General features: G+C 34.2%; 24 protein-coding genes and 1 pseudogene. 2 read left to right on the forward strand and 23 right to left on the reverse strand.

From position 1 onward, the window contains the following. The 15 genes and pseudogenes from KI369_RS21490 to KI369_RS21560 all read right to left on the reverse strand — a co-directional run. Positions 1–141 (reverse strand): annotated as a pseudogene (locus KI369_RS21490) (ArsR/SmtB family transcription factor); the annotation flags it as partial. A 96-nt stretch (positions 142–237) separates the two neighbouring features. Then, a complete protein-coding gene (locus tag KI369_RS21495) occupies positions 238–657 on the reverse strand; it encodes a disulfide oxidoreductase (protein WP_000454806.1) in 420 nt (139 codons plus the stop codon). Between the two features lie 76 nt (positions 658–733). Continuing rightward, positions 734–1,021 (reverse strand): hypothetical protein, encoded by a 288-nt coding sequence (locus KI369_RS21500; protein WP_000078380.1) that lies wholly within the window; start codon positions 1,019–1,021, stop codon positions 734–736. 76 nt (positions 1,022–1,097) lie between these two features. Then, on the reverse strand, positions 1,098–1,298 hold the full coding sequence (locus KI369_RS21505) for a hypothetical protein (protein WP_001014120.1): 201 nt from the start codon (positions 1,296–1,298) through the stop codon (positions 1,098–1,100). Between the two features lie 33 nt (positions 1,299–1,331). Then, on the reverse strand, positions 1,332–1,976 hold the full coding sequence (locus tag KI369_RS21510) for a thermonuclease family protein (RefSeq protein WP_000708141.1): 645 nt from the start codon (positions 1,974–1,976) through the stop codon (positions 1,332–1,334). A 190-nt stretch (positions 1,977–2,166) separates the two neighbouring features. Further along, positions 2,167–4,830 carry a type IA DNA topoisomerase gene (locus tag KI369_RS21515; protein ID WP_000520746.1) on the reverse strand — a complete coding sequence of 888 codons (2,664 nt, stop codon included), beginning with the start codon at positions 4,828–4,830 and terminating at the stop codon, positions 2,167–2,169. A 292-nt stretch (positions 4,831–5,122) separates the two neighbouring features. Next, positions 5,123–5,542 (reverse strand): hypothetical protein, encoded by a 420-nt coding sequence (locus tag KI369_RS21520; protein ID WP_001104249.1) that lies wholly within the window; start codon positions 5,540–5,542, stop codon positions 5,123–5,125. A 222-nt stretch (positions 5,543–5,764) separates the two neighbouring features. Then, positions 5,765–6,028: a hypothetical protein gene (locus KI369_RS21525; protein WP_011167263.1), complete on the reverse strand. Its 264-nt coding sequence runs from the start codon at positions 6,026–6,028 to the stop codon at positions 5,765–5,767. Between the two features lie 91 nt (positions 6,029–6,119). Next, positions 6,120–6,380, reverse strand: coding sequence for a hypothetical protein (locus KI369_RS21530; RefSeq protein ID WP_000930819.1), 261 nt, complete (start codon positions 6,378–6,380; stop codon positions 6,120–6,122). A gap of 4 nt (positions 6,381–6,384) precedes the next feature. Further along, the gene (locus KI369_RS21535) at positions 6,385–6,780 is read right to left on the reverse strand and encodes a hypothetical protein (RefSeq protein WP_000339405.1); all 396 of its coding nucleotides are present in this window, start codon (positions 6,778–6,780) and stop codon (positions 6,385–6,387) included. Between the two features lie 41 nt (positions 6,781–6,821). After that, positions 6,822–7,247 carry a hypothetical protein gene (locus tag KI369_RS21540; RefSeq protein WP_001082099.1) on the reverse strand — a complete coding sequence of 142 codons (426 nt, stop codon included), beginning with the start codon at positions 7,245–7,247 and terminating at the stop codon, positions 6,822–6,824. A 56-nt stretch (positions 7,248–7,303) separates the two neighbouring features. Beyond that, on the reverse strand, positions 7,304–7,477 hold the full coding sequence (locus KI369_RS21545; protein ID WP_002163368.1) for a hypothetical protein: 174 nt from the start codon (positions 7,475–7,477) through the stop codon (positions 7,304–7,306). Between the two features lie 55 nt (positions 7,478–7,532). Beyond that, positions 7,533–7,853, reverse strand: a complete 321-nt coding sequence (locus tag KI369_RS29545; protein WP_000439354.1) for a hypothetical protein — start codon at positions 7,851–7,853, stop codon at positions 7,533–7,535. A 348-nt stretch (positions 7,854–8,201) separates the two neighbouring features. Continuing rightward, positions 8,202–8,840: a nuclease-related domain-containing protein gene (locus KI369_RS21555; RefSeq protein WP_000865998.1), complete on the reverse strand. Its 639-nt coding sequence runs from the start codon at positions 8,838–8,840 to the stop codon at positions 8,202–8,204. Positions 8,841–8,856: 16 nt separating this feature from the next. Then, on the reverse strand, positions 8,857–9,240 hold the full coding sequence (locus tag KI369_RS21560; RefSeq protein ID WP_002163370.1) for a hypothetical protein: 384 nt from the start codon (positions 9,238–9,240) through the stop codon (positions 8,857–8,859). Positions 9,241–9,365: 125 nt separating this feature from the next. Between KI369_RS21560 and KI369_RS21565 the strand changes: the two genes are divergently transcribed. Together KI369_RS21565 and KI369_RS29550 are read left to right on the forward strand one after the other, a co-directional pair. Further along, complete coding sequence (locus tag KI369_RS21565; protein ID WP_000916415.1) at positions 9,366–9,956, forward strand: hypothetical protein; 591 nt, start codon at positions 9,366–9,368, stop codon at positions 9,954–9,956. Further along, entirely contained in the window at positions 9,940–10,554 is a 615-nt protein-coding gene (locus tag KI369_RS29550) for a hypothetical protein (protein ID WP_000377937.1), read from the forward strand. Before KI369_RS21565 ends, KI369_RS29550 begins: the two co-directional genes overlap by 17 nt. A gap of 50 nt (positions 10,555–10,604) precedes the next feature. Here the strand turns inward: KI369_RS29550 and KI369_RS21570 are convergent, their stop codons facing one another. The 8 genes from KI369_RS21570 to KI369_RS21605 form a co-directional block, all read right to left on the reverse strand. After that, on the reverse strand, positions 10,605–11,240 hold the full coding sequence (locus tag KI369_RS21570) for a hypothetical protein (RefSeq protein WP_000806908.1): 636 nt from the start codon (positions 11,238–11,240) through the stop codon (positions 10,605–10,607). Then, positions 11,240–11,869 (reverse strand): hypothetical protein, encoded by a 630-nt coding sequence (locus KI369_RS21575; protein ID WP_000586356.1) that lies wholly within the window; start codon positions 11,867–11,869, stop codon positions 11,240–11,242. The genes KI369_RS21570 and KI369_RS21575 overlap by 1 nt, the downstream gene beginning before the upstream one ends. Positions 11,870–12,201: 332 nt before the next feature. Continuing rightward, positions 12,202–12,915 (reverse strand): hypothetical protein, encoded by a 714-nt coding sequence (locus KI369_RS21580; RefSeq protein ID WP_000494457.1) that lies wholly within the window; start codon positions 12,913–12,915, stop codon positions 12,202–12,204. Positions 12,916–12,931: 16 nt separating this feature from the next. Further along, positions 12,932–14,614 (reverse strand): DEAD/DEAH box helicase, encoded by a 1,683-nt coding sequence (locus tag KI369_RS21585; protein ID WP_089603464.1) that lies wholly within the window; start codon positions 14,612–14,614, stop codon positions 12,932–12,934. Between the two features lie 60 nt (positions 14,615–14,674). Beyond that, positions 14,675–16,474, reverse strand: a complete 1,800-nt coding sequence (ltrA, locus tag KI369_RS21590; protein ID WP_001272778.1) for a group II intron reverse transcriptase/maturase — start codon at positions 16,472–16,474, stop codon at positions 14,675–14,677. A gap of 700 nt (positions 16,475–17,174) precedes the next feature. Next, positions 17,175–18,854, reverse strand: coding sequence for a DEAD/DEAH box helicase family protein (locus tag KI369_RS21595; RefSeq protein ID WP_061129934.1), 1,680 nt, complete (start codon positions 18,852–18,854; stop codon positions 17,175–17,177). A 71-nt stretch (positions 18,855–18,925) separates the two neighbouring features. Further along, complete coding sequence (locus KI369_RS21600) at positions 18,926–19,153, reverse strand: hypothetical protein (protein ID WP_000114818.1); 228 nt, start codon at positions 19,151–19,153, stop codon at positions 18,926–18,928. 15 nt (positions 19,154–19,168) lie between these two features. Next, a complete protein-coding gene (locus KI369_RS21605; protein ID WP_163095859.1) occupies positions 19,169–20,257 on the reverse strand; it encodes a DUF6094 domain-containing protein in 1,089 nt (362 codons plus the stop codon). Between the last annotated feature and the right edge of the window lie 16 nt (positions 20,258–20,273).

Consider the following 20,273-nt stretch of genomic DNA (forward strand, 5'->3'; position numbering starts at 1 on the left):
TAATTGTGTTACATTACAAATTTTGCGGTGTTCTAGCTCCTTCACAATTTGTAACCTAACTGGATGGGCCATAATCTTTAATAATTCTACATCCGCCTCTGGGATTTTGTACATTTCATTACTTGCTTGAATAGTTGTCATTTTAATTTCTCCTTTTATAATTTTGTTTTATTTTAATTATCTATTTTTAAGTATGTTGTGTTTACTTGAGTACATTGTTCATAACCACTATAATGTTTATTCTTTTGTCTCTCTATCAGATTCAATATATATAAGTATTATGATGACTAAAAATCCAATAAAAGATAGCATAGGTATCGAAATGAAACCGAATAAATTTAAGTAATCTTCTGTACATGAAACTCCTACTGAACAAATCTTCATCTCATTAATAGGAAATGCTTGTATTGTAATTTGATATACAGATAATATTAAACCGATACACGTAAATGGAAATGCATACATGCTGACGCGCGGATCTTTTCTATACATTCCTATCCCCAATATTAATACTAATGGATACATGGCCATTCTTTGGTACCAGCATAAATCACATGGCGGCAGCTTCATCCATTCACTAAAAAATAAACTAATTAGCATTGCACTAGTAGCTATCATCCAAGCAATTGCAATGTGGTACTTACGAATCCATTCCATTTTATGTTCTCCTCACACGATTTTAATTGTATTGAAGGTTTTATAATAAGGATGCAATATTATCTCAATTATCTATTTAGAATGTCACTAATTTATTTCCGTATTTGGAATAACCGGTTTCAATGGATAGTATCCAATCATTTAGATCTTCCCAGTCATACCCCTTATCTTTCAACTCTGGTGGAAAGCAATTCTCAAAATCATCACGCATTCCGTACATAGTTTCTAATGCTGTTTCTAGTGGACCGAATCTATATACAATATGTGTTTTCACTCGTTTGTTTTTCTTTTCTGCTACAGCCAAATATACATATCGTCTTTCCTTTGCTAAAACGAACTTCAAAAACCCTGGAATTTGACTCATCTAAAAAATGCCCCTTTCGGTTTTCCTTACCCCTTTCTTTTGTATACGAGTAAGGAAAACAAGCGTTTTTGCCGTATTAATTTAAGAGGTGTCTCATTTTTTTGCTTTGAAAATACAAGACCACACTCATCATCACAATATTTATTACACCGGCTGCAGCTCCAATTTTTGCAATAACATATACAAATTCATTACCGCTAAATGGAAATAGACTCAAAAAAATAAAAAAAGTAGAAATAAAAAAAGATAAGAGCATGTTTCTTTTGTTCCCATTCATTCAAGAAACCTCCTTTTGGAATAAGTATTGATATTAAGCTGCATCATTACGGTTATAATGCCGATTCTTTTCATCTACAAATCCTTTAATGCCCCACACACCAGCCTTTAATTCTTTTGCTTCTTTTTCTGCTTCTAGCATTTCAGGTAGAAATGTAGTATTAAGTCTAGAGATATAGGCTATAATCCCATAACCAGACTTGACCATTAATTCATTAATATGTATTCCGTTACAAAATACATAAGCCAATTTCCTACCGTATTTGTCTTCTTTTTGTCCCCGATCATAAACCAAAGTTACACTTTTCCCTTCTAGTTGTTTCTTTAAAAAGGAAGAGGCTTCTTTTCCCATCTTTTGTGGTGGGATTTTTTGAGATACAGACTCAGGAGTATCCAATAACAGTAACCGTACCGTCTGTTTCTGCCTCTTTACGTTCACGTCTATCGTATCTCCGTCCTTTATATGTAATACCTTCCCTTTAACAGTCTCTAAGTCTTTTATTTTTCCCTTATAAGCTTCTGGAACATCAACAATACCTTTCCCTTCCATGTGCTGTTGTATCCCGTTTTGTACTGCTTGGGCAGGTCTTGATTCATTATTTATTTGTGTCGAATTGCTACATGCTGCCATTTGAAGTACGAATGATGTTAAACAAATAGCCTTAATCCATATTTTCATATCGAAATTTCTTCCTCCTAATCAAAATTCGTAAATAGCTGCATCTCAAAAACAAATAAAAAAGGACACACCTATGGCATATATATGCGTAGGTGTGTCCTTTTGCAAGATAGTTTTAGAAGTATTTTGTTACTTTCATCATATCATATTTCTTATTAATTTTATATATGAAATTTAAGATTTTGCGATATTATTTCTTCTTCTCATATATAAACGTGACTCTCTTCTGTGTAGAGTCATATGTTAATTTCGCATCGAATGATTTTCCTGTTTTTTTCGATATGAATCCTTTTATTGTATCCGTCATATTCTTTTCTAATAATTTCTTGATTTGACTAGCTGTAATTCTTTTTTCAAGTATCATTCCTGAAACAATGAAATCACAGCCCTTCTTGTACTGTTCGCATAGATAGTTTGTTTTCCCTATTATGACTCTACTCTGGCATAATGGGCATTTACCTACTGTACGATCCTCTGCAGTTGGAAATTCAAAACAAATACTAAGGTCCGGGTTTAATCGAATCGCAGCTGTGAATTCTCCTTTTTCTCCACTAAAACCACTAATGAAGTCTGTTACATTGTTATTCACTAGTTTTTTAATCTGGCTATCGGATAATTTCTTTCCTTTAATTTTAGCCGGCAACATAAAATCGCATCCGTTTTGATATTCTGAGCACCCAAAAAACGTTTTACGGTTTAGGATTTGTCCTTTTTGACACTTTGGACACTGACCTAGCGATAATTCTTCAACTGAAGGCAAATTAAAGCTGACTTCACCGTTAACGAATGCTAAATAAGCAGAAAATTCTTTGCCATTAGATTTAAATCCTTTTATAATGTCCGTTTTATTTTCTTCAAACAGTTTTTTAATTTGTGCTGCAGGAATCGTTTTTTCTTTTATTCTTTTGGGTAATCCAATGTTACAGTTTGGATGATTGCTACACCCGAAAAATTTCCCTCTATCTAAAATTATTCCATTTCCACAAGGACATTGGCATACTTCTATTTGTTGCTTCCAGGTCTCTATTAGATTGTGCGAAACCGTGTCAGGTATTCTTATAATCTCTTGTGCTATTTTTTGTACAAATGTATTTGTTTGGGCAATGAAGTCTTCATAACTCATTTCATTCTTTTCAATACGGTGTATCATTCCTTCCATTTCAGCTGTGTATAGTGGATCTTTAATTTGTTGAACAGGAAATTGTTCAATAAAGGCACGTCCAATTGGAGTCGTAGTAATTTTCCCTTTTTCAATGGCTATATAGTTCTTCTCATGTAAAGCTGGAATAAAGGTTGCTTCGGTTGCAACGGTTCCAATTCTTTTCCCCTTCATTAATTCCTTTAAATGTTCATCGTCTATTTTACGTCCTGCTGTTTCCATAAAGGTCAGAATGGAGCTTTCTGTGTGTAGAGCAGGTTTCTTTGTTTTGGATTCTAGTAATTCAAAATCGCAGATTTGAAGTTCCTGTCCTTTCTGCATAATAGGAATTTTAAATACTTCCACACTTTCTTCCTCTACTTCCTCTTGAAACACTTCTAGAAATCCTTTTTCTCGAAGTACACTTTCTTTTGTTTGATAGATATTTCCCATCGCGTCAATAAGTAATACTTCTCTTACCAGGTATACTGCAGGACGCATGAAATTACCCACAAAACGTTTTACTACGAGGCTATATAGTTGTTTTTCAATCTCTGGACGACCTTCCTCTTGATATTGTTTAGTCGTAGGTATAATAGCAAAATGACTTGATACAAGCTCATCGTTGAATGTTTTATGTTTCACATCAATTGCTTCAATATCTACGGATTGTACCAGTAAAGAATACTGACTCTTAGCTAGTGCCTGCATAACACCTTTTACACGCTCTACTTGCTCTGTAGGCAAATGCCTAGAAGATGAACGAGGATATGTAATAAACCCTTCTTCATACAAGTTCTGAATATGTTTTTTTGCAGTTTCAGCATTAATTTGCAATTGCGCATGGGCATCTTTATACAGATCTGTTAAGTTATATAGCAATTTAGGATTTTTCTTCCTGGTTCCCTCTTTAAATTCTTCTACTACAAGATATTGCCCTTTCAAATTTTCTCCCAAACTTCTTAATGGCGATGGGTTTAACACTTGATCTTCTGTTTTCATAACCGGTGTAAGTCCTAAATCTGTTATTAGCTGCAGATGATAATAAGATTGCTCTCTATAGTTTTCAATTGCTAATTCGCGTTGGCGTATCTCATTTAATAAACACATTTGTACACGGCCAGATGACAATAAGAATTTATTTTGTGCTAATTTTGTGGTACATCCCCTGGTTATATTCATCCCTAATAGATAATCCAGATACTGCCTTGCTTTAGCAGAATACGCCAGTCCATCGTATTTAGATGCGCTTTCTAATCGATTGAGAGCTGCTTCAAGTTCTGCAGCTTCAAAAGAGGATTTAAATACGCGAGATTGCTTTTTATTCACACCTGCATATTCGTACACTTCCCTATAGATTAACTCTCCCTCTCGGTCCGCGTCACATACGTTCACCGCATGGTCAACATCAGGACGTTGCAGTAGTTTAACAAGGATTTGTAATTGTTCAGCATTTTCTTGTATCACTTTATAAGCTGGCTGATAAATTAAAGGTAAATGTTCTAACTTAAACATTTTATACTCTGGATCCATCTCTTCCGGATTTTTTAGTTCCAGCAAATGTCCACGGCACCAACTGACAATATAATGATCATTTTCATAATAACCATAATAAGGCTTGCTACCAATGTACTTTTGTGAGTGACGGAATCGTGGCGATTTCATAATTTCATTGGCCACTTTTGATTTTTCTGCAATAAATAGCGTTTTCCCCATAACTTTTCCTCCTTAAACAAAAAAAGGACACACCTACGCTATGGTTATGCGTAGGTGTGTCCTTTTGCAATATGATTTTTTAGTATTGGATTATTTCTATTATAGCACATTATCTATGTTTGTATGTTTCGTACATAGTATTTATATATATATATAAAATAAAAGAAATTAAGACTAAGATTGCTAGCAAATAATAAACTTATTAATATTATTGCTCCAATAGGGTAATTATTAAGTTCACCTTGTTCAAACTAAGTATCGTTCTTGTTTTTTTAATTGAATTAAAATATCCTTATTTTGTTCTAATCATATTATCACCGACCACAACATCGATGTTATCTCCAATATTTATATGTTCATACAAGCTTTTCTCAACTGACACTTTATATTCTTTCTCCTCTACATTTACTTTTAGATAATACCTTTTCTCACCATCAGAAACGCTTGTACTTGTCGTTGTCATCGGTACACTCATGTTAATACCCGGTACAAACATAGAAGACGTATCAAAGGTTGTATCCATTTCAAGATCTTCTTCCTTTTCCTCTTTCCCTAATACTACTCCTTGTTTATCTTCGCCACTTAAGTGTTCCTTTTGTTCCTGCAACATATGATCCACCAATTTATTACCTTGGTATTCACTGTACCAAACAAAACCAAATACCAAGCAGATCCCAAACAAAACTGCTCCTGCATTCACTTTCCAATTCATCTAAAAATCACACCTTTCTATCATCAGTGATTACTTTTCCACGAAATGCTGTAAACGTCCCCATGTTATCAACTCATATTTAAATTAAAGTAATAATTTTTATTCGAATCTAAAGCCAACCAAACATTTTAAGAATAAATGAAATTCCCATAGTAATAATAAAAACAACTGTCATAAATACAATCACTCTTTTAAAAGTTCCGTGACTCAATAAATATCATCTCATTTCTGTATAAAAATCATATTAATATTACTCTTAGGATCTATTATTAAAATTTTTTCTTTATTCAATGCCGATTCTAATATTTCTTTTGCTTTAGATAGAGTATACATTCCACTCATTCCTCTTAACTCTCCACTAGTTATGATAACTTTAAAATTTTTCATTTTGTTATTATCACAATTTCCACATGTGCCCTTAATATCGGAAATATTGTTTTCCTTACCGCAATCTTCACATTGAAAAAGTAATCCCACTATAAACATCTCCTATATTTAAAGCTTTTAATTATTTGCTACTACATTCGAATGGATTTTTAAAAATATTATTTAACCTCAATTACAATAACAATTAGCTTTAAAAATAACCTTTATTCAATAAACTCTCTAAACCGTCCGCAAACTCTTTATCTTCTTGCCATTTACTTGTTCTCTTTATATCGATTACTTCAGAGATAAAACGATGTAGTCCATAGTTTGTTTTACAAACCATTTGAGCCAATTGCTCCATATTTAATTCGATATTTACATTACAATATTGTTCCTTATCTAAATGTTTATAAAAATGTTTCCCAGTTGCCATTAACTCTTCATCCTCACTTTCCTCGCAATTTAACATCTATTTATAGTCCCTCTGGTTTTAGTAAAACCTTTACTTTATTTTTAAGAGCACCTTCCAATTCATAATAACTATAGTTTTCTTCAAGGAAGTGTTGAAAAGTGTCATATACACTTCTTCTCCATATAGTGTTATCAATCATCGGTTTAATTTTGTCATCTAGCTTCATTAATACATCCTTTAGGTTATCTCCATTAGCAACAGGGAGCCAAGAGCCTTCATTATAGAAATAAAACCCTAATTCCGTACTCAATTTTCCTTCACCATCTGTAATCTCTCTTACTTCATATGTGTGATTCGGATGAGGTGCAACCACTGCCCATATGCCTCTACTATATCTATCTTCCCAACATTGTAAATTCCAATTATGTTTTGATATTAATTCTTGTAGCGCATCCATTCTATTGCCTCCTATTGGATTAATTATGATTTATGCGAAAGTTAATTATGTAATTTTCCATTAAGAAAAGTTGCATAGGATTTATCTAACAAATTAAGCAGTTTCGTTAAATCCTTTTCATTTCGGTAACCAAACATTACTCCCTTGGTAAAATCACAATCTATAACACCGAGGAAAGGTAAAAAAATAATTAATTCGTTAAAATCAACCTTTGTTTCTTCATAATATATATAGTTATCTACCTCGCTCTTACGAGCATACTCTTTATAAAAAGAATAAAAATCCCGGTGAAATTTTGCTTTTAGTGGTGTAATAGGTATTTGTATACTACTCTCACCTATTGTTAAGCATCTTTGATAGAGTTGTAAGACACTTTTTTTAGTTACAGTAATATTTTTCTTCAAAGTAATTAAAACTATATTTCTATCGATTTCTTCAACATTCCAATATATCAAACTACGATTCATCAATTGGTTACACCTCACTTATTCCTTTTCAGGGTGATTGGAATATTATCGGATTTTTAATAGGACATAACTACTATATTATTACCGTTAATTTGAATATGTTTTAAATTAGCTCCTTTTGGTGCAAGCTCCGGTTTAAAGTTACTTTCTTCAAAAAAATGGACCTTTGTACCTTTCCCGGGTTTCCCGAGAACAAGAGAATTATTTTGACGTTTTTTGATTTTTTTCATTTTGATTCGCTCCTTTTCTACAAATTTCAAATTTAAAACCAATTAACAATTTCCCCTAAATTAATTTAAATCCATCATGCATCTTTATTTTTCCAAAGTAATTATATTCCGCTACTACTATCTCACCACAAATGAACTTCCATGTATCATTATTCAACTTTACAACAAATTGCTCACCTTCTTTTAAACCCTGTATAACTTCACCTTTATTATTATAAATATAGGAGTCTTTTGTTACTTCAACTTTAATTTCTTTTTTCATCTTATTCATATTCCTTTTTACTATAAATAAGGTAAAATGATATATTGTAATTATTAAAACCAAAAACACGATCAGAAAGAGACAACCATTAAGCATAATATTAAATCTTTCCACCGTATCTCCCTCCTTATTTAATATTTCATTAAAAAAGGACACACCTATGGCAGTGGTCTGCGTAGGTGTGTCCTTTTGCAACGTAATATCAATATATTAACTTACGTTAATTATAACACTTTTTATATTCTTACTCAATTTAATTTATATAATCACAGATAATATTTACTCCATCAGACATCTCAAAATACACCCTTTATTTCTAAAATATATTTTTAATCATTCTTTTTCATCTCAAAATCTTTTTGGTTTCCTTTTAGCTTATAATACTTCATGTTAAGACGAATAGATACTATGGAGATTACTATGAACCCTATTACATATAACATGTCTCTCTTTCCCCATTTCTTATTGTTTAGCGAACTTATTATGTAAATATTTCACATGTTTCTTTTCAATATCCTTATCCATAATGTTCGCTCGCAATATTGTTTGGTAGATGTGCTGGACCTCATCATTTGTTAGTTGCGCTTCAGTATATAATTCAATACATTTTTGTAGTTCGTTATAATACAGGACATGTTTATCATTAGATTGAACATTTACTCTTTTTAGACTGCATTTTGGATGGAACGCTGCAATAGAGATGGTCGGCAGTTGTTGTTCCATTACCCATTCAATAGCTTTTATATGTTTATAATTTTGTCGAAATGGATTTTGAAAAGAAGATTTCTTTCTAAAAATACTCTGTGTCCACCTTGCAGATTTCTCATTTCCACAGATCCAACCTTCGTAGTTTTTCGTCTCTATAACAAATACACCGGTTTCCGCGATAACAATATGGTCAATTTGCGTTGTATCACCATACTCAGTATGAATCGTAACATCATGTAACACGCAATACTTTTCTGAATCCAATTTGCTCAATGTACGCTTCACTAATTTTTCTCCAACTTTCGCTTTCCATTTTGGTACATGTTTTTTCACAACAATATTCAATGGAATTAGAATTGCAATGAGAATTAATTCGAATATCAATACTTTCATTGTAAAATCCTCCTTTTCACACTCTTACGTTTTTGCGCATTAGACGATAGATATACGTTTCTAATCCTAAAATAAAATATGAGATACATAAGCCCTTTATCACCATCTCTACAAATCCTAAGGCTAATGAAAGAAGGAGCCCGCCCCTAAACGGAAACGGTCTTGTCACTCTTCGATTTACTGGTTTTTCAATAACCCCAAAATTTGCCCAGGTAGGCAAACGCTTTTCCACATTCTTTACAGTGCCCGTTAATCCGTATTTTAGCGATAAAATGAAACATCCAATTAGTAAATATACGATAGATGAAAAATAGATAGATAGACTTATAACGATAATTGTAAGCAGCCAACCTATTAAAATAGAATTTCGCAAAGCAATATATTCCCGATTTCTTCTCAAAACAAACATTCCTTTCAAAATAAATTAGGGTATTTTTAAATGGAAAATATTTACATTTAAAAATAAGCATGATATGATACGTCTATATTAAATTTTGAAATAGCCTATAAAGGATTGTGATAGATATGTTAAAACTTGTAGTAGATAATACCGTAACAGAAACAGAACCAGAACCAAAAACAGATTCAGCTTTTTCTAACTTTTTCACCTGCAAAGACTGCGTATATTATCTTTCAAAATCAGATTCTTGCAGTCTACAATTAGCAGCTGATTCAAATAATCCCCTTATCCCTTATGAATGTGGGAACTTTGAAGAAACCTATGAAATTGGAACGGAAGATCCATTGAATTCACATATACATCAACGACTTCGTGAAGAAAAAGCGCAAATGTTAGCTGAAAATTATCCAGCACAACCTTCTATTGATCCGATTCATAAAGATGCAATGTGGTATGGAACAATAGATTTTGGTTGTTGGATTGTAAATGACTCAAAAAAACGCTTTACTCTTGCAGAACAAGTTCCTTTTAATAATAACTGCCCAGAAAAATATGCTTCTCCTTTCCCTTTACATGATCACGGAGCAAAAGAAGGCATCAGACACTATATGTGCTGGTATGTGAACGAAAAGGGCATAGGCGAATACCATCTACTTATTGGCGGTGTCATCATGAAAATTGCAGAAGGAGTTAGAAAACTTGGATTCAATGACTAATCACATCTATAAGAAAAGAATGTTAGAACATACAATAGTATTTACCCTGGTACACCTCGTACCAATTCTTATTTCAACCAGCATCATATATTTAGCCATGGAACTTTCTAATTCGGAGTGGCATATTTTGCTTAGTTATGAAGGGATATTTACAATTCTGTTCCTTATAACGAGGTTCCTAGTCTTTCAAACAAAGACAAGTATTCTTTCTATGAAACAATACGAGAAATGGTTTTCCGAGTTAAATATTATTTTAGTTTCCATTTTCCTTGTCAGTTTTGCAGGCATACCAGCTCTACTACAAGTTGTGTTCATTCTACAAATGGCACTCACTTTCTATCTGTTAGAGCGTAGTTGTCTGTATATCGAAAGATTGACAATACATAATCTCTATACAATACAAGAAATCATTTGCGACAAAAAACAACTAAAAATTGATCGAATTATTCCCTATAATGAGGAACACGGAACTCTTACCATTCAAACTAAAGATGAACAATATTTTTTATATAGAGCAGTGTATCTAAGTGGCATATTATCTCCTATAACTAAGGAAACATTTGCGGAATATGAAAGAAGTAACCTAATGGGTAGATAAAAGGTACTGAATTTAGATTCAGTACCTTTTCCATCTTTATATATGGTTCTTTACATATTAGCAAATAGCCATGGAGCGAGTACGGCTAACATACACAGCAAACAAGATCCTGTTATGACACGGTTAGACCAACGATAATACTCAGGCTGTTTCGTACTTTCATGAATCTTTCTTAAACGAATACCTGCAATTAACATAAATGGTGTGAAAATAAGTGCTGTTGCTTTAAACAGGTCTAAAAAATCCGTAAAGATGTTCATAAACGAAAATACATCGGAACTAAATAAGAAGTACACACTTAGTCTCATGGACATCATGCTAATAAATGAGAAAATCATACTCCCAGTCGCCCACTTCATCCATTGACCATTCTTTGTAATTAATGCCATAACCATGACAATAACGCCTAATACGAATGAAATAGAAAAGATATTTACTCCTACTTTAAAAGCCGGTGCATACATACCTTCAATCTTTTGTATGATTGATGAGCCAAATGAATCATCTTTCTCTGTTGCTTTTGCTCGATTGTTTAATCCCTTTTGAAAGGACGACGAAAGTTCGCTCCCTTTTCCTTCATTAAAACTTGGTTTTACAGAAGCTTGAGCCGCTTGTAAGGGTATAAGTAGTAAAATCATTAAAATAAGCGTACATAGGACTCCAATCATCCCTTTTTCTTGTTTCATCACACATCACCCGCTAATTTCGGTTTAACGCTTTTTAATTTGATTTGATTTCCTTCCGCAACATAATAAAGATCTGCTGCATAATAGATATTTGCTTTCGTATATGCTCCCATAATAGCATTCGCAATTTCTTCCTTCTCTACTGCAATGTATGTTTCATTTTCATTGTAAAATTCAATTTCAATTCGATTAATATTATTATTTAGTACTGTGATATGTAACTCTTTTAGGCTATCTAGACGATTTCCTAATCCACATACTAATTTAAATACTTTATTTGCAATTGTTGGTGGTTTAACATAAGTCGTATTAAAATGAAGAGTTTCATCATCTATCACACCATCTTCCTCAACTTCACACGTCATAATGAAAGAATGATTTTGCTTTTCGATTTCTTGTTGACTCAACTTACGATCAATGACATACTTCACGCTTGTTGACAGGTTTTCTATATATTCATCCAGTTCGGTATTTGAAATTTTAACCTCTGAGAATTCCGGAAAAATCATATAAGCATGTACATTTGAGCTACTTTTACTTACACGTAATACCTGAACTTGTTTCTTTTCATAGCGCACCGTTTGTTCTAATTTTTCTACTACATTGTTACTTAGGGAATTAATAATCATTTACATTCACCTTTCAAAATTGTTATTTTTTTAACTCATAAATATTTTTTACTTCATATAATCCTCATGTTTGGATTTAATCTATTTTAAGCATTGTAATATTGCGGAGAGTTCTCAGTTCTCCTGTTTTAAGATTATAATCACTTAATCTTAAACATTTTAATATTACAATGACGTACAATGTCTCATTATAGTCGAATATTCTTATATGGTGAATCATTCTGTCCCACTCATTTGTACAAAAATAAAAAAATGTTTTATCCTTGTACAAATGAGTGGAAAAATGCTGCATTCATACTATCTGTCTATAAAAATACAACTAGGAAATTAATTTATATATTCCCTAGTTGTCTATCACTCCATTCAACTAATGTATAAGAATACGGTGAATCAATTTGTAATTCTAAATACAACGGTTGATTTTCTGGTAAGATTTCTCCCTCTGTATGAATCCAATAACGCTTGTTATCCGACATATTCAGTACGCGTGTCAGTCCTTGTTCTCGTCTTATTACTTTTGCAGTCCACCCAACCCGATTCATATCTTCTACCTCTGATACTCCTTGTGGAAAAGGTAGATTCTGTTCTGTTTCTAGTGGGATTGGCAACTGTTTTAGTTCCGAAAACGTCTCCTCATATTTAAATACTTCCTCTGGTATATCCTCATCGCTCGGAAAAGGAATTCCATATTCTGCTTCAGAAGCAGGAGTATGATGAAATTCTTCAGCATACTCCACTTCTTTTGCAACTTCCTTGTCCTGCTCAAACGCTTTTTCTTCTTCGCCTACATTTATTCGAATAGATGTAGCAACTAAATCGTATATATTGGCTACATCCTTTTCTAAGGTAATCTCTTTCGTTGGAACAGTAACACGTTCTTGTTCCCTACCAATAGGTCTATTTTCTCTCGGACACCAATAAACAGGTCGTTCCACCGGTTCTGGCCCTTTTTCTTTTTTCTTCTCTTCTATCAACATGTTTCTTTTGGTTTTGCAAACTACATAAACCATATAGCAAATTAGTGCGATAAGAAGTTTCGTAAACATGACTTTCCCCTCTCGTTTAACCAAATAAATCAAACTCAAATTGTCCTTCAATTACTTTATTTTTTTGTTTTCCTTTTCCTTTCTTTTGAGAACCATCTACTTCCACAATCAATTCATCCCAGAGTGTAATGTCTTGTTTTTGTACAAGCATACGCTTATCGGCATTCAATGTTGTTAAAGTACGTATGATATCTTCTACATTCCCGTCAATTTCAAGTTTACGTTGCTTTACTACAACGCCAGGAACTTTTTCTTCTTGGATATATTCAACGGCTTTTTGCACAAATTTCGCATCTTCCATATACGATACGTCAAATGTACTCGGTAATGTTTTCACCCAGTTTGTAAATTGGATCTCAATTGATTCAAACACTGGTGTAATTACTTTACCGATATTTGCAAGTACTCGCTTAGATTCTTCCGATGCTGCCTGTGTCCACTCTTCTGTTGAACCTTTTAATTGATTCCCGCTTTTAATATTTTGGATTAATAACGTCTGAAGATCTCCTGTATCACCAAGCATTGCATTCAGTCCATCACTTGTTGCATCACCATTCATTGCTTCAGCAGCTTTATTCTTTTGGGCAATTAATTGCGCCATCTGTTCTTGGAATGTTTCTCGATATCCAAGATAGAAAGTTCTGCATTGCTTTGTTTGACCAATGCGCCAATGTCTTCTTGCAGCCTGATTTAATGTAAATAAGCTGAATGATAATTGGTAGAAAATTAATGTTGGCGTCGCCAGCAAGTCCAATCCTACCTTAACTAATTCTTGTGAACAGATGATAACATTCACACCGCTATTTACTTGCTCTTTTAACCATGCACTGCGCTTTGGCGGAGTAACTGTATTCGTACGAAGTATAGCTACTTTTGCCCCAGGCACTTGCTCTGCAACCTTTTGTAAACGAGGCTGAATGTCTCGTTCTTTCACTGTAGATCCTGTATCAGATACATAAATGATGGCTGGACGGCCTTCAGAGATTTCAGTATGCAATATTTCTTGCAGCTTCTTCTCCTTCGGCTGTATACAATCCTCATCAAATCTGAATTCTTCGTTGGACCAAACTAATTCTCTTTCCGCATTATCTAAGTGATAGTTTGGGTAGTGATTCATATTGTCTGGATACGAATTTCCTGTACGAATATAAGAGAGCCATAGTTTCCCAACATCTGGTGTACCTTTCGCCCCTTCAATCGCCTTCTCAAAAGATTCTTTCATATGCTCATAAGCCTGTTTTTGTTCTTCCGACATATCGACAAGAATCGTAGGTACATTAATTAACTCCACAGGATTTGGCCACACATCTTTTAAGCGCACATTAATGGTTGTATCCATTAAAAATTGGGTAAACACATAAGGTGAAATACCAGGTACGACCTTGGTTTTATCTAAATTACCTTGTGCTCCACGTGAAGCTATATTAGATGTGACCTCACCATCATGGTAATATGTTCTCTCGATATTTCCGTAGGTTTCATTCCATTCCATTAAAGAACTATATTCAAACCCACTTTTCACCATTTTTTGAGGGAACAGACGCCATAACGTATAGAATACGTCGCTTGCGCGCCCACCAAATAATGTACCTGTTCCAGCTACGACTTTCTTACAAACCCTTGCTAAACTTCCTAAAGCAGTTCCTTGTGCTGTTTCACTCTTTAATAGCGATAGGTAAGGTTTTGAAGTAATCTCCACCTTTTCCCCCGCTCCACACCGTACGTGAACCTTTCAGCTCATACGGCGTTCCCTCTAGTTTTATCTAATAGTAATTCTTTCGAGTTTACATAGCTTCCTGAGTTGGTTGATTTTCTCAATTTGTTTTGTGTGCAATCGTAATCTATTAACATACCTTAGTACGGTGCCTTCTAGTGATGCATGGATTAATGTATGGATATCTTTATGAACGATAATAAGATTCTGAAACTCATCTGTTCCACCAAGGAAAGTGGGTTTCTTATGATGACAGTGAACATCTCTAGCTTTAAGCGGTAATCCAGTAATAAAACATTTCCCTTTTTGTGCGGAATATTTGGATAGTCTATTGTCCATATATTCGATGCTTCTATTAGGAAGTCTGGATTTCATCAGCTCGGTAAGTTCTTTGTCCCAATCGAATACTTTTTCATCTGTATAGGGGTTAATGGACTGTGAATAATTTAGATTATTCTTTGTTGTAACCTGTCCTATAGGAAAAAGATATACACCTGCTACCCTGTATGTTTTACGTGTATTTTTGTAAAACTTTAGGTATGCCCCTTTCTCTGGAAGTTCATTGGGCTTGCCATACCATGCAATTTTTTTCAGTCGGTTGTTAAGAGTTCGTAAAACCCTATATTCAATGTCGCTCATATCCTTAACAATGTGAGTAGCATATTGGAAATTATTTTGGACTCCTAATACTACTGAATTGTAAAGATTTGCATTGCCGGCCGAAGGATGCTTTTGTATCTCATAGATTCTTTCTTTTAATTTCGTGATGATTTGTTTTTGTTTGTCATCATCTATATGCGAGAAGAATACCCTTTTGTTTCCCTTGATAGTAGATTTAAATTTATAACCTAAGAAGGAAGAAGACTTCTTTCGAAGATTAATAATTTTTGATTTATTTGGTGAGATTTCAAGCTTTAGTCTTTTATTTAAAAAATCAACTACTGCATGAAACCATTTAACCGCTGAATCGTGAGTGTTAGTCATGATTCTAAAATCATCTGCGTACCTCACTAAGAATCCTTCTTTAAGTTTAGAATTTCTTCTAAGGTTAACGTATTTGGAATAGTTGACGGAGTATTGGTACCTCGTTTCAAAGCATTCCCATTGATCGGCTACCCATTGGTCTAAGTCATTGAGGACAATGTTAGATAGCAGTGGTGAAAGAATTCCACCTTGGGGTACGCCTTTTGTTGGTATACCTTCTCCTTTAATCGGTGCTTTAAGCATTTTGCTAATTACAGCGATTACTCGTTTGTCTCTTATGCCAATATTCCAGACTTGTTTAAGAAGAATGGAGTGATTTACATTATCAAAGAAACCTTTTATATCAATATCAACCGTGTAGTGATATTTGTTGATATTTACTAATGTTTGAACTCTTGCAACCGCATGTCGTGTAGTACGTGTTGGCCTAAAACCATAAGAATGATTGTAGAATTTCCCTTCGCATATTGGTTCCAGAACGTTCAGGAACATTTGTTGGACGATTCTGTCTTGTATGCAAGGAATACCTAAAGGTCTTTTCCCTTTTGAGTAATTTTTATCTATCCATACACGTCTAACCGATTTTGGTTTGTAGTTTAACACTAGTTCTCTCATATAATGAATGAACTCATCTTGATTAGTATTAGCAAGATCCAAAATTGTTTTGTCATCAGTACCCGGGGTTTTTGAACCGGTGTTTGATTTAACTTGCCGATATGCTAATAAAATATTTTCATCCGAAATGACAATCTCTAGTAGGTTCTTGAAATTCTTAGTACCCTCACGACTTCTTTGGAATAAATCATTCTGTATTCCTGTGAAATCGTAGTATTGTTTATGTCGATTTGCTATCGCGCTCATTGGTGTAGAAATCAGCTCCTCTAAGTGATTTCCAACTCACCTTCTTACCCGAAATATGAGCTACAACTCTAACTCGAATTTCTATTGGTAAAACTAGACTTGGGCCTATCCCTCCACTATGTTTCCATAGCTTCAACGGTACTGTGACCCTACTTTCACAACCATAAACACATTTCGATTCGTTATTGAATCTTATAGTGAACTTCCCACTGATAGGTGTTTGGTATAGAAGTTGGCTGCTTACCACGTTCCAATATACCTAGCTTTACATATACCCTTAGATGGCTGCTTTACACCTGTGAGCCTTATAGTCTCTTTGTTGACTATGCCGATTTTCATAACGAATAATCTTACTCATCGGTATCTCACACTACATAAGTAGCAAGAAAGGTTTCCCATTCTTTAGTCCTATAGGCGCGTACATTCGCAGTCTTCGTCAGTTCCCCATGGAACATTCTCATCATAGGTATTTTATAGCGTCCCGGCCTATCTCTAACCATACCCTCTCTGTAAGAGTGGCTTTAGAATTAGATTCAGCCGACTTCACCTAGTTTCATACATAACGCAATGTATCTCTATCAAGATAAATGCATGTAGGAGTATTAGACTGTCAGTTTCAGCTCAACATGACGGCTTTCATTCCTGACATCGGTATATCAGTTGTACCTAAAATACTTTTAGGCCACCTATTTCGTATCAATTAAGCGACACTTATAAGGTAACGTGTCACACATTCGTGAACTTCATCAACGATAAGAGCATCAAAGAAGTGTTTCATTTTTCTACGAATATACTCAACAGTAGCTACCTTTCGATATGCTCTTCCTGATTGTTTCGCATCATATGGCTTCACACGATTCTCTAGCTCTAGTTGTTTTTGCAGCGGTTTATTTCCCTCTTTTATTGCTTGTACTAATTTATTTTCATATTTGGTCCAATCTTTAAAACTCGCATATTTCGTTTTTACTTTTGGACTCCAAATGTTTGAATTACAATCAGCACATACACTATTTTTATTTGTTTTCGAATCTAAGTCACTTGCTGTAAAATCTTTATACTGGCAGACTTCTTTCTGTTCACCATTAGCTTGTTGAACTATAATAGAAGACGTTTTTTTACGTAACTTAGCACCACAATCTGGACAATAGTATCCATTCTTATAATATCTTTGCACCTCTTCCTCCGATTTCTTGGAAAGTGCAATTTGCTTATAAGGTAATGGCATCTGTTTAATAGAATCCCCTCGCATTGTAGTAAAACTAATGACAAAGAAGGTTGGCTTTTCTGGTTTTGGTCTTCCTGCCTGGATCCAAGATTGATGAATGCGAATTAAATCCTCTGTACGTTTAATCAGATGTACATCTGCGTCTGGTATTAAGTGTCGTATTTCTTCTTTTGCCCACTTCTCAGTTAGAGTCGGTGGCACAAATACGCAGGTACGATATCCTTTTTGTCCTGTCAAATGGAAATATCCATCTACTGTCGCTGTCATAATTGCACTTTTTCCGCTCGACATTTCCCCCTGTATAATGATCCCTTTTTGTACTTGTAATGCTTTTGCTGCACCTGTTGCTACATGTGCCTGTACAGGGAATAATGGTCTTTGGTATGTATCAAAATGAGATAATGCCTGTTCTTTCATCGGTTGATGTAAAGGCTCATCTAATTTTGTTACTTTATCAAGCATGACAGGCGAATATTCCAATAGATATTCATTTAAATCATTAATTTCATTGATCTTTTCACCTGTACCCTCTTGCGGGAATTGACATTTTCCAGTACGTATCATTTCTGATAAAAACTCTTTACAATCCTCCTCTTTTAACGCTACCTGCGCAATAGATAGAGAAGTAAATTCATTTCTATCAAAATACACATTTAATGGTTGTAACAAATTTCTTGTTAACATCTCTTCATAAATTGGTTTCGCCCATTCTTCTAAAATTGGGAGACCATATGGAGGAGCCATTAAGAAATCTCTTACTTGCATTTCTGGTGCTTCATCAATTGCCACAATATACTTTTCTTCTAATTCTTTAGAAAACGCAATAATTGCCTTTTTTCTATTTACTGTTTGTGTATTTATAAACTCAAATTGCCCTTTCGAATTTACATTCATTTTTTTGCCTAATACATAATGTAATTCTTCTTTTTGCCCCTCTCCAAAATACAAACGACTAGTACCCATTGATATGGCTGCTCTGAATGACTTTAATGTACTGTCATTCGCACCTAACACTGCAAATTGCATTTGGTTGTTATGATTAACTGCCATAGCAAAGCAGAAAGCTGAATGTGAAGCAGTGCCTGTCTCCAATTGCAACATCGCTGGTGTTTGTTCCTGGTCAAATGTATCTTGTTGAATTATTTCTTGTAACATAAGTTTCCCTCCTAAAATAAAAAACGCATCTTATTCGATACGTTTCATGTCCTACTCATTCAATTTATTGGTTAAAAATCTATAAACTGTTTCCACTCTGGTAATGATTGTTCAGCCGCATGGAGCATATCACTGGCACCTTGAAAAACAGAGAATTGCTCTAATACTTCCAAAGATGTACCTGCACCTAATTGAGAAGCACATAAACAAATAACTGTAAGTACAATAGCAATACGAAATATACGATTGCTAAACTCCCATACAATGTATAGTGCTCCTATCCCTAACAGTACAGACATATCTCTCTTCCTTTCCTAGACAAGTTCTTTGACTTCACCAGTTGGTGTTGCGATGATAAATTTCGCGCGGCGTTTTTGTAATACAACTTCTTTCGTTGTTGTTTCCAGTTTCTCGAATGAAGTTTCAAAAAACACATTTTCAGAACCACGAACAGCATGGAGTGTATCACCTTCACCAAGCAATCCATCTGCCACACCCGTTATCAGCAATAGTCCTAATTGTCCAGAAGCAATTGGCATCTTTGCTCTCTCTGCAGCTGTTTTCTCAGCTTGAAGTGAGTAACCATTTCCTCTATTTAAGCGTTTCTTTAATGTTAAGATCCCCTCTGATTTACCTACACCTTCATAAGCATCTTTATAATCTACGCGAGATGTGAAAATTAATTTATTTTGATTTCGTAATGTAGGTATAGTCCAACTTTTACGATTCACCATTTGCGCTAATGTATTTACATGTTCTCTAACAAAATCTAGTTCTGACATATTCTCACAAAAATTAGCGAATCGATCGTTAAAATATGTATCATTTTTCGTAGCTGCACGCTTACGGCCAATAAAGACACATTGTTTAAATTGCTCAAATTCTTCATTTTCATCACCAAAACGCATTAACCCGATTTCCTCGTAATTCTTAGCTAAAAAGTAGCTAATTTCATCTCGAGCAAAACGATCGTATGGAATGACATACACCATAATGCCACCGTCTTGTAAATAATGGTGTGCACGCTTTAAGAAGTTAAACTCCATTTTCTCTGATTTCTTTTTTTCTGTCCGAAGCTCTGTATTATACGGTGGGTTTAAAAAGATAAGTGGAAAATAGTCATGACTAATCATCATACTTTCAAAGCTAGAGCGTATTACTACGTCTAATTGCTCTTTTGCTTTGTTATATCGATTTGCATCTAATTCCACACCATATGTATCAAGTTGTATACCAACTTGTTTCACCGCATCTGCAAAACTTCGTAAAATTGTACCTTCTCCACAACATGGATCAAAGCAAGCATAAGCTCGCTCTGATTCCATTTGTAATAACTGTATTAAATGATTCCCTTCTGTTAGTGGTGTTGGATAAAATCCCGCCGCTAAATCATTTCCTAAAATTGTCGATAGGTAAGTC

It is taken from the genome of Bacillus sanguinis (genome assembly GCF_018332475.1).
In the GTDB taxonomy this organism is placed as follows: Bacteria; Bacillota; Bacilli; order Bacillales; family Bacillaceae_G; genus Bacillus_A; species Bacillus_A sanguinis.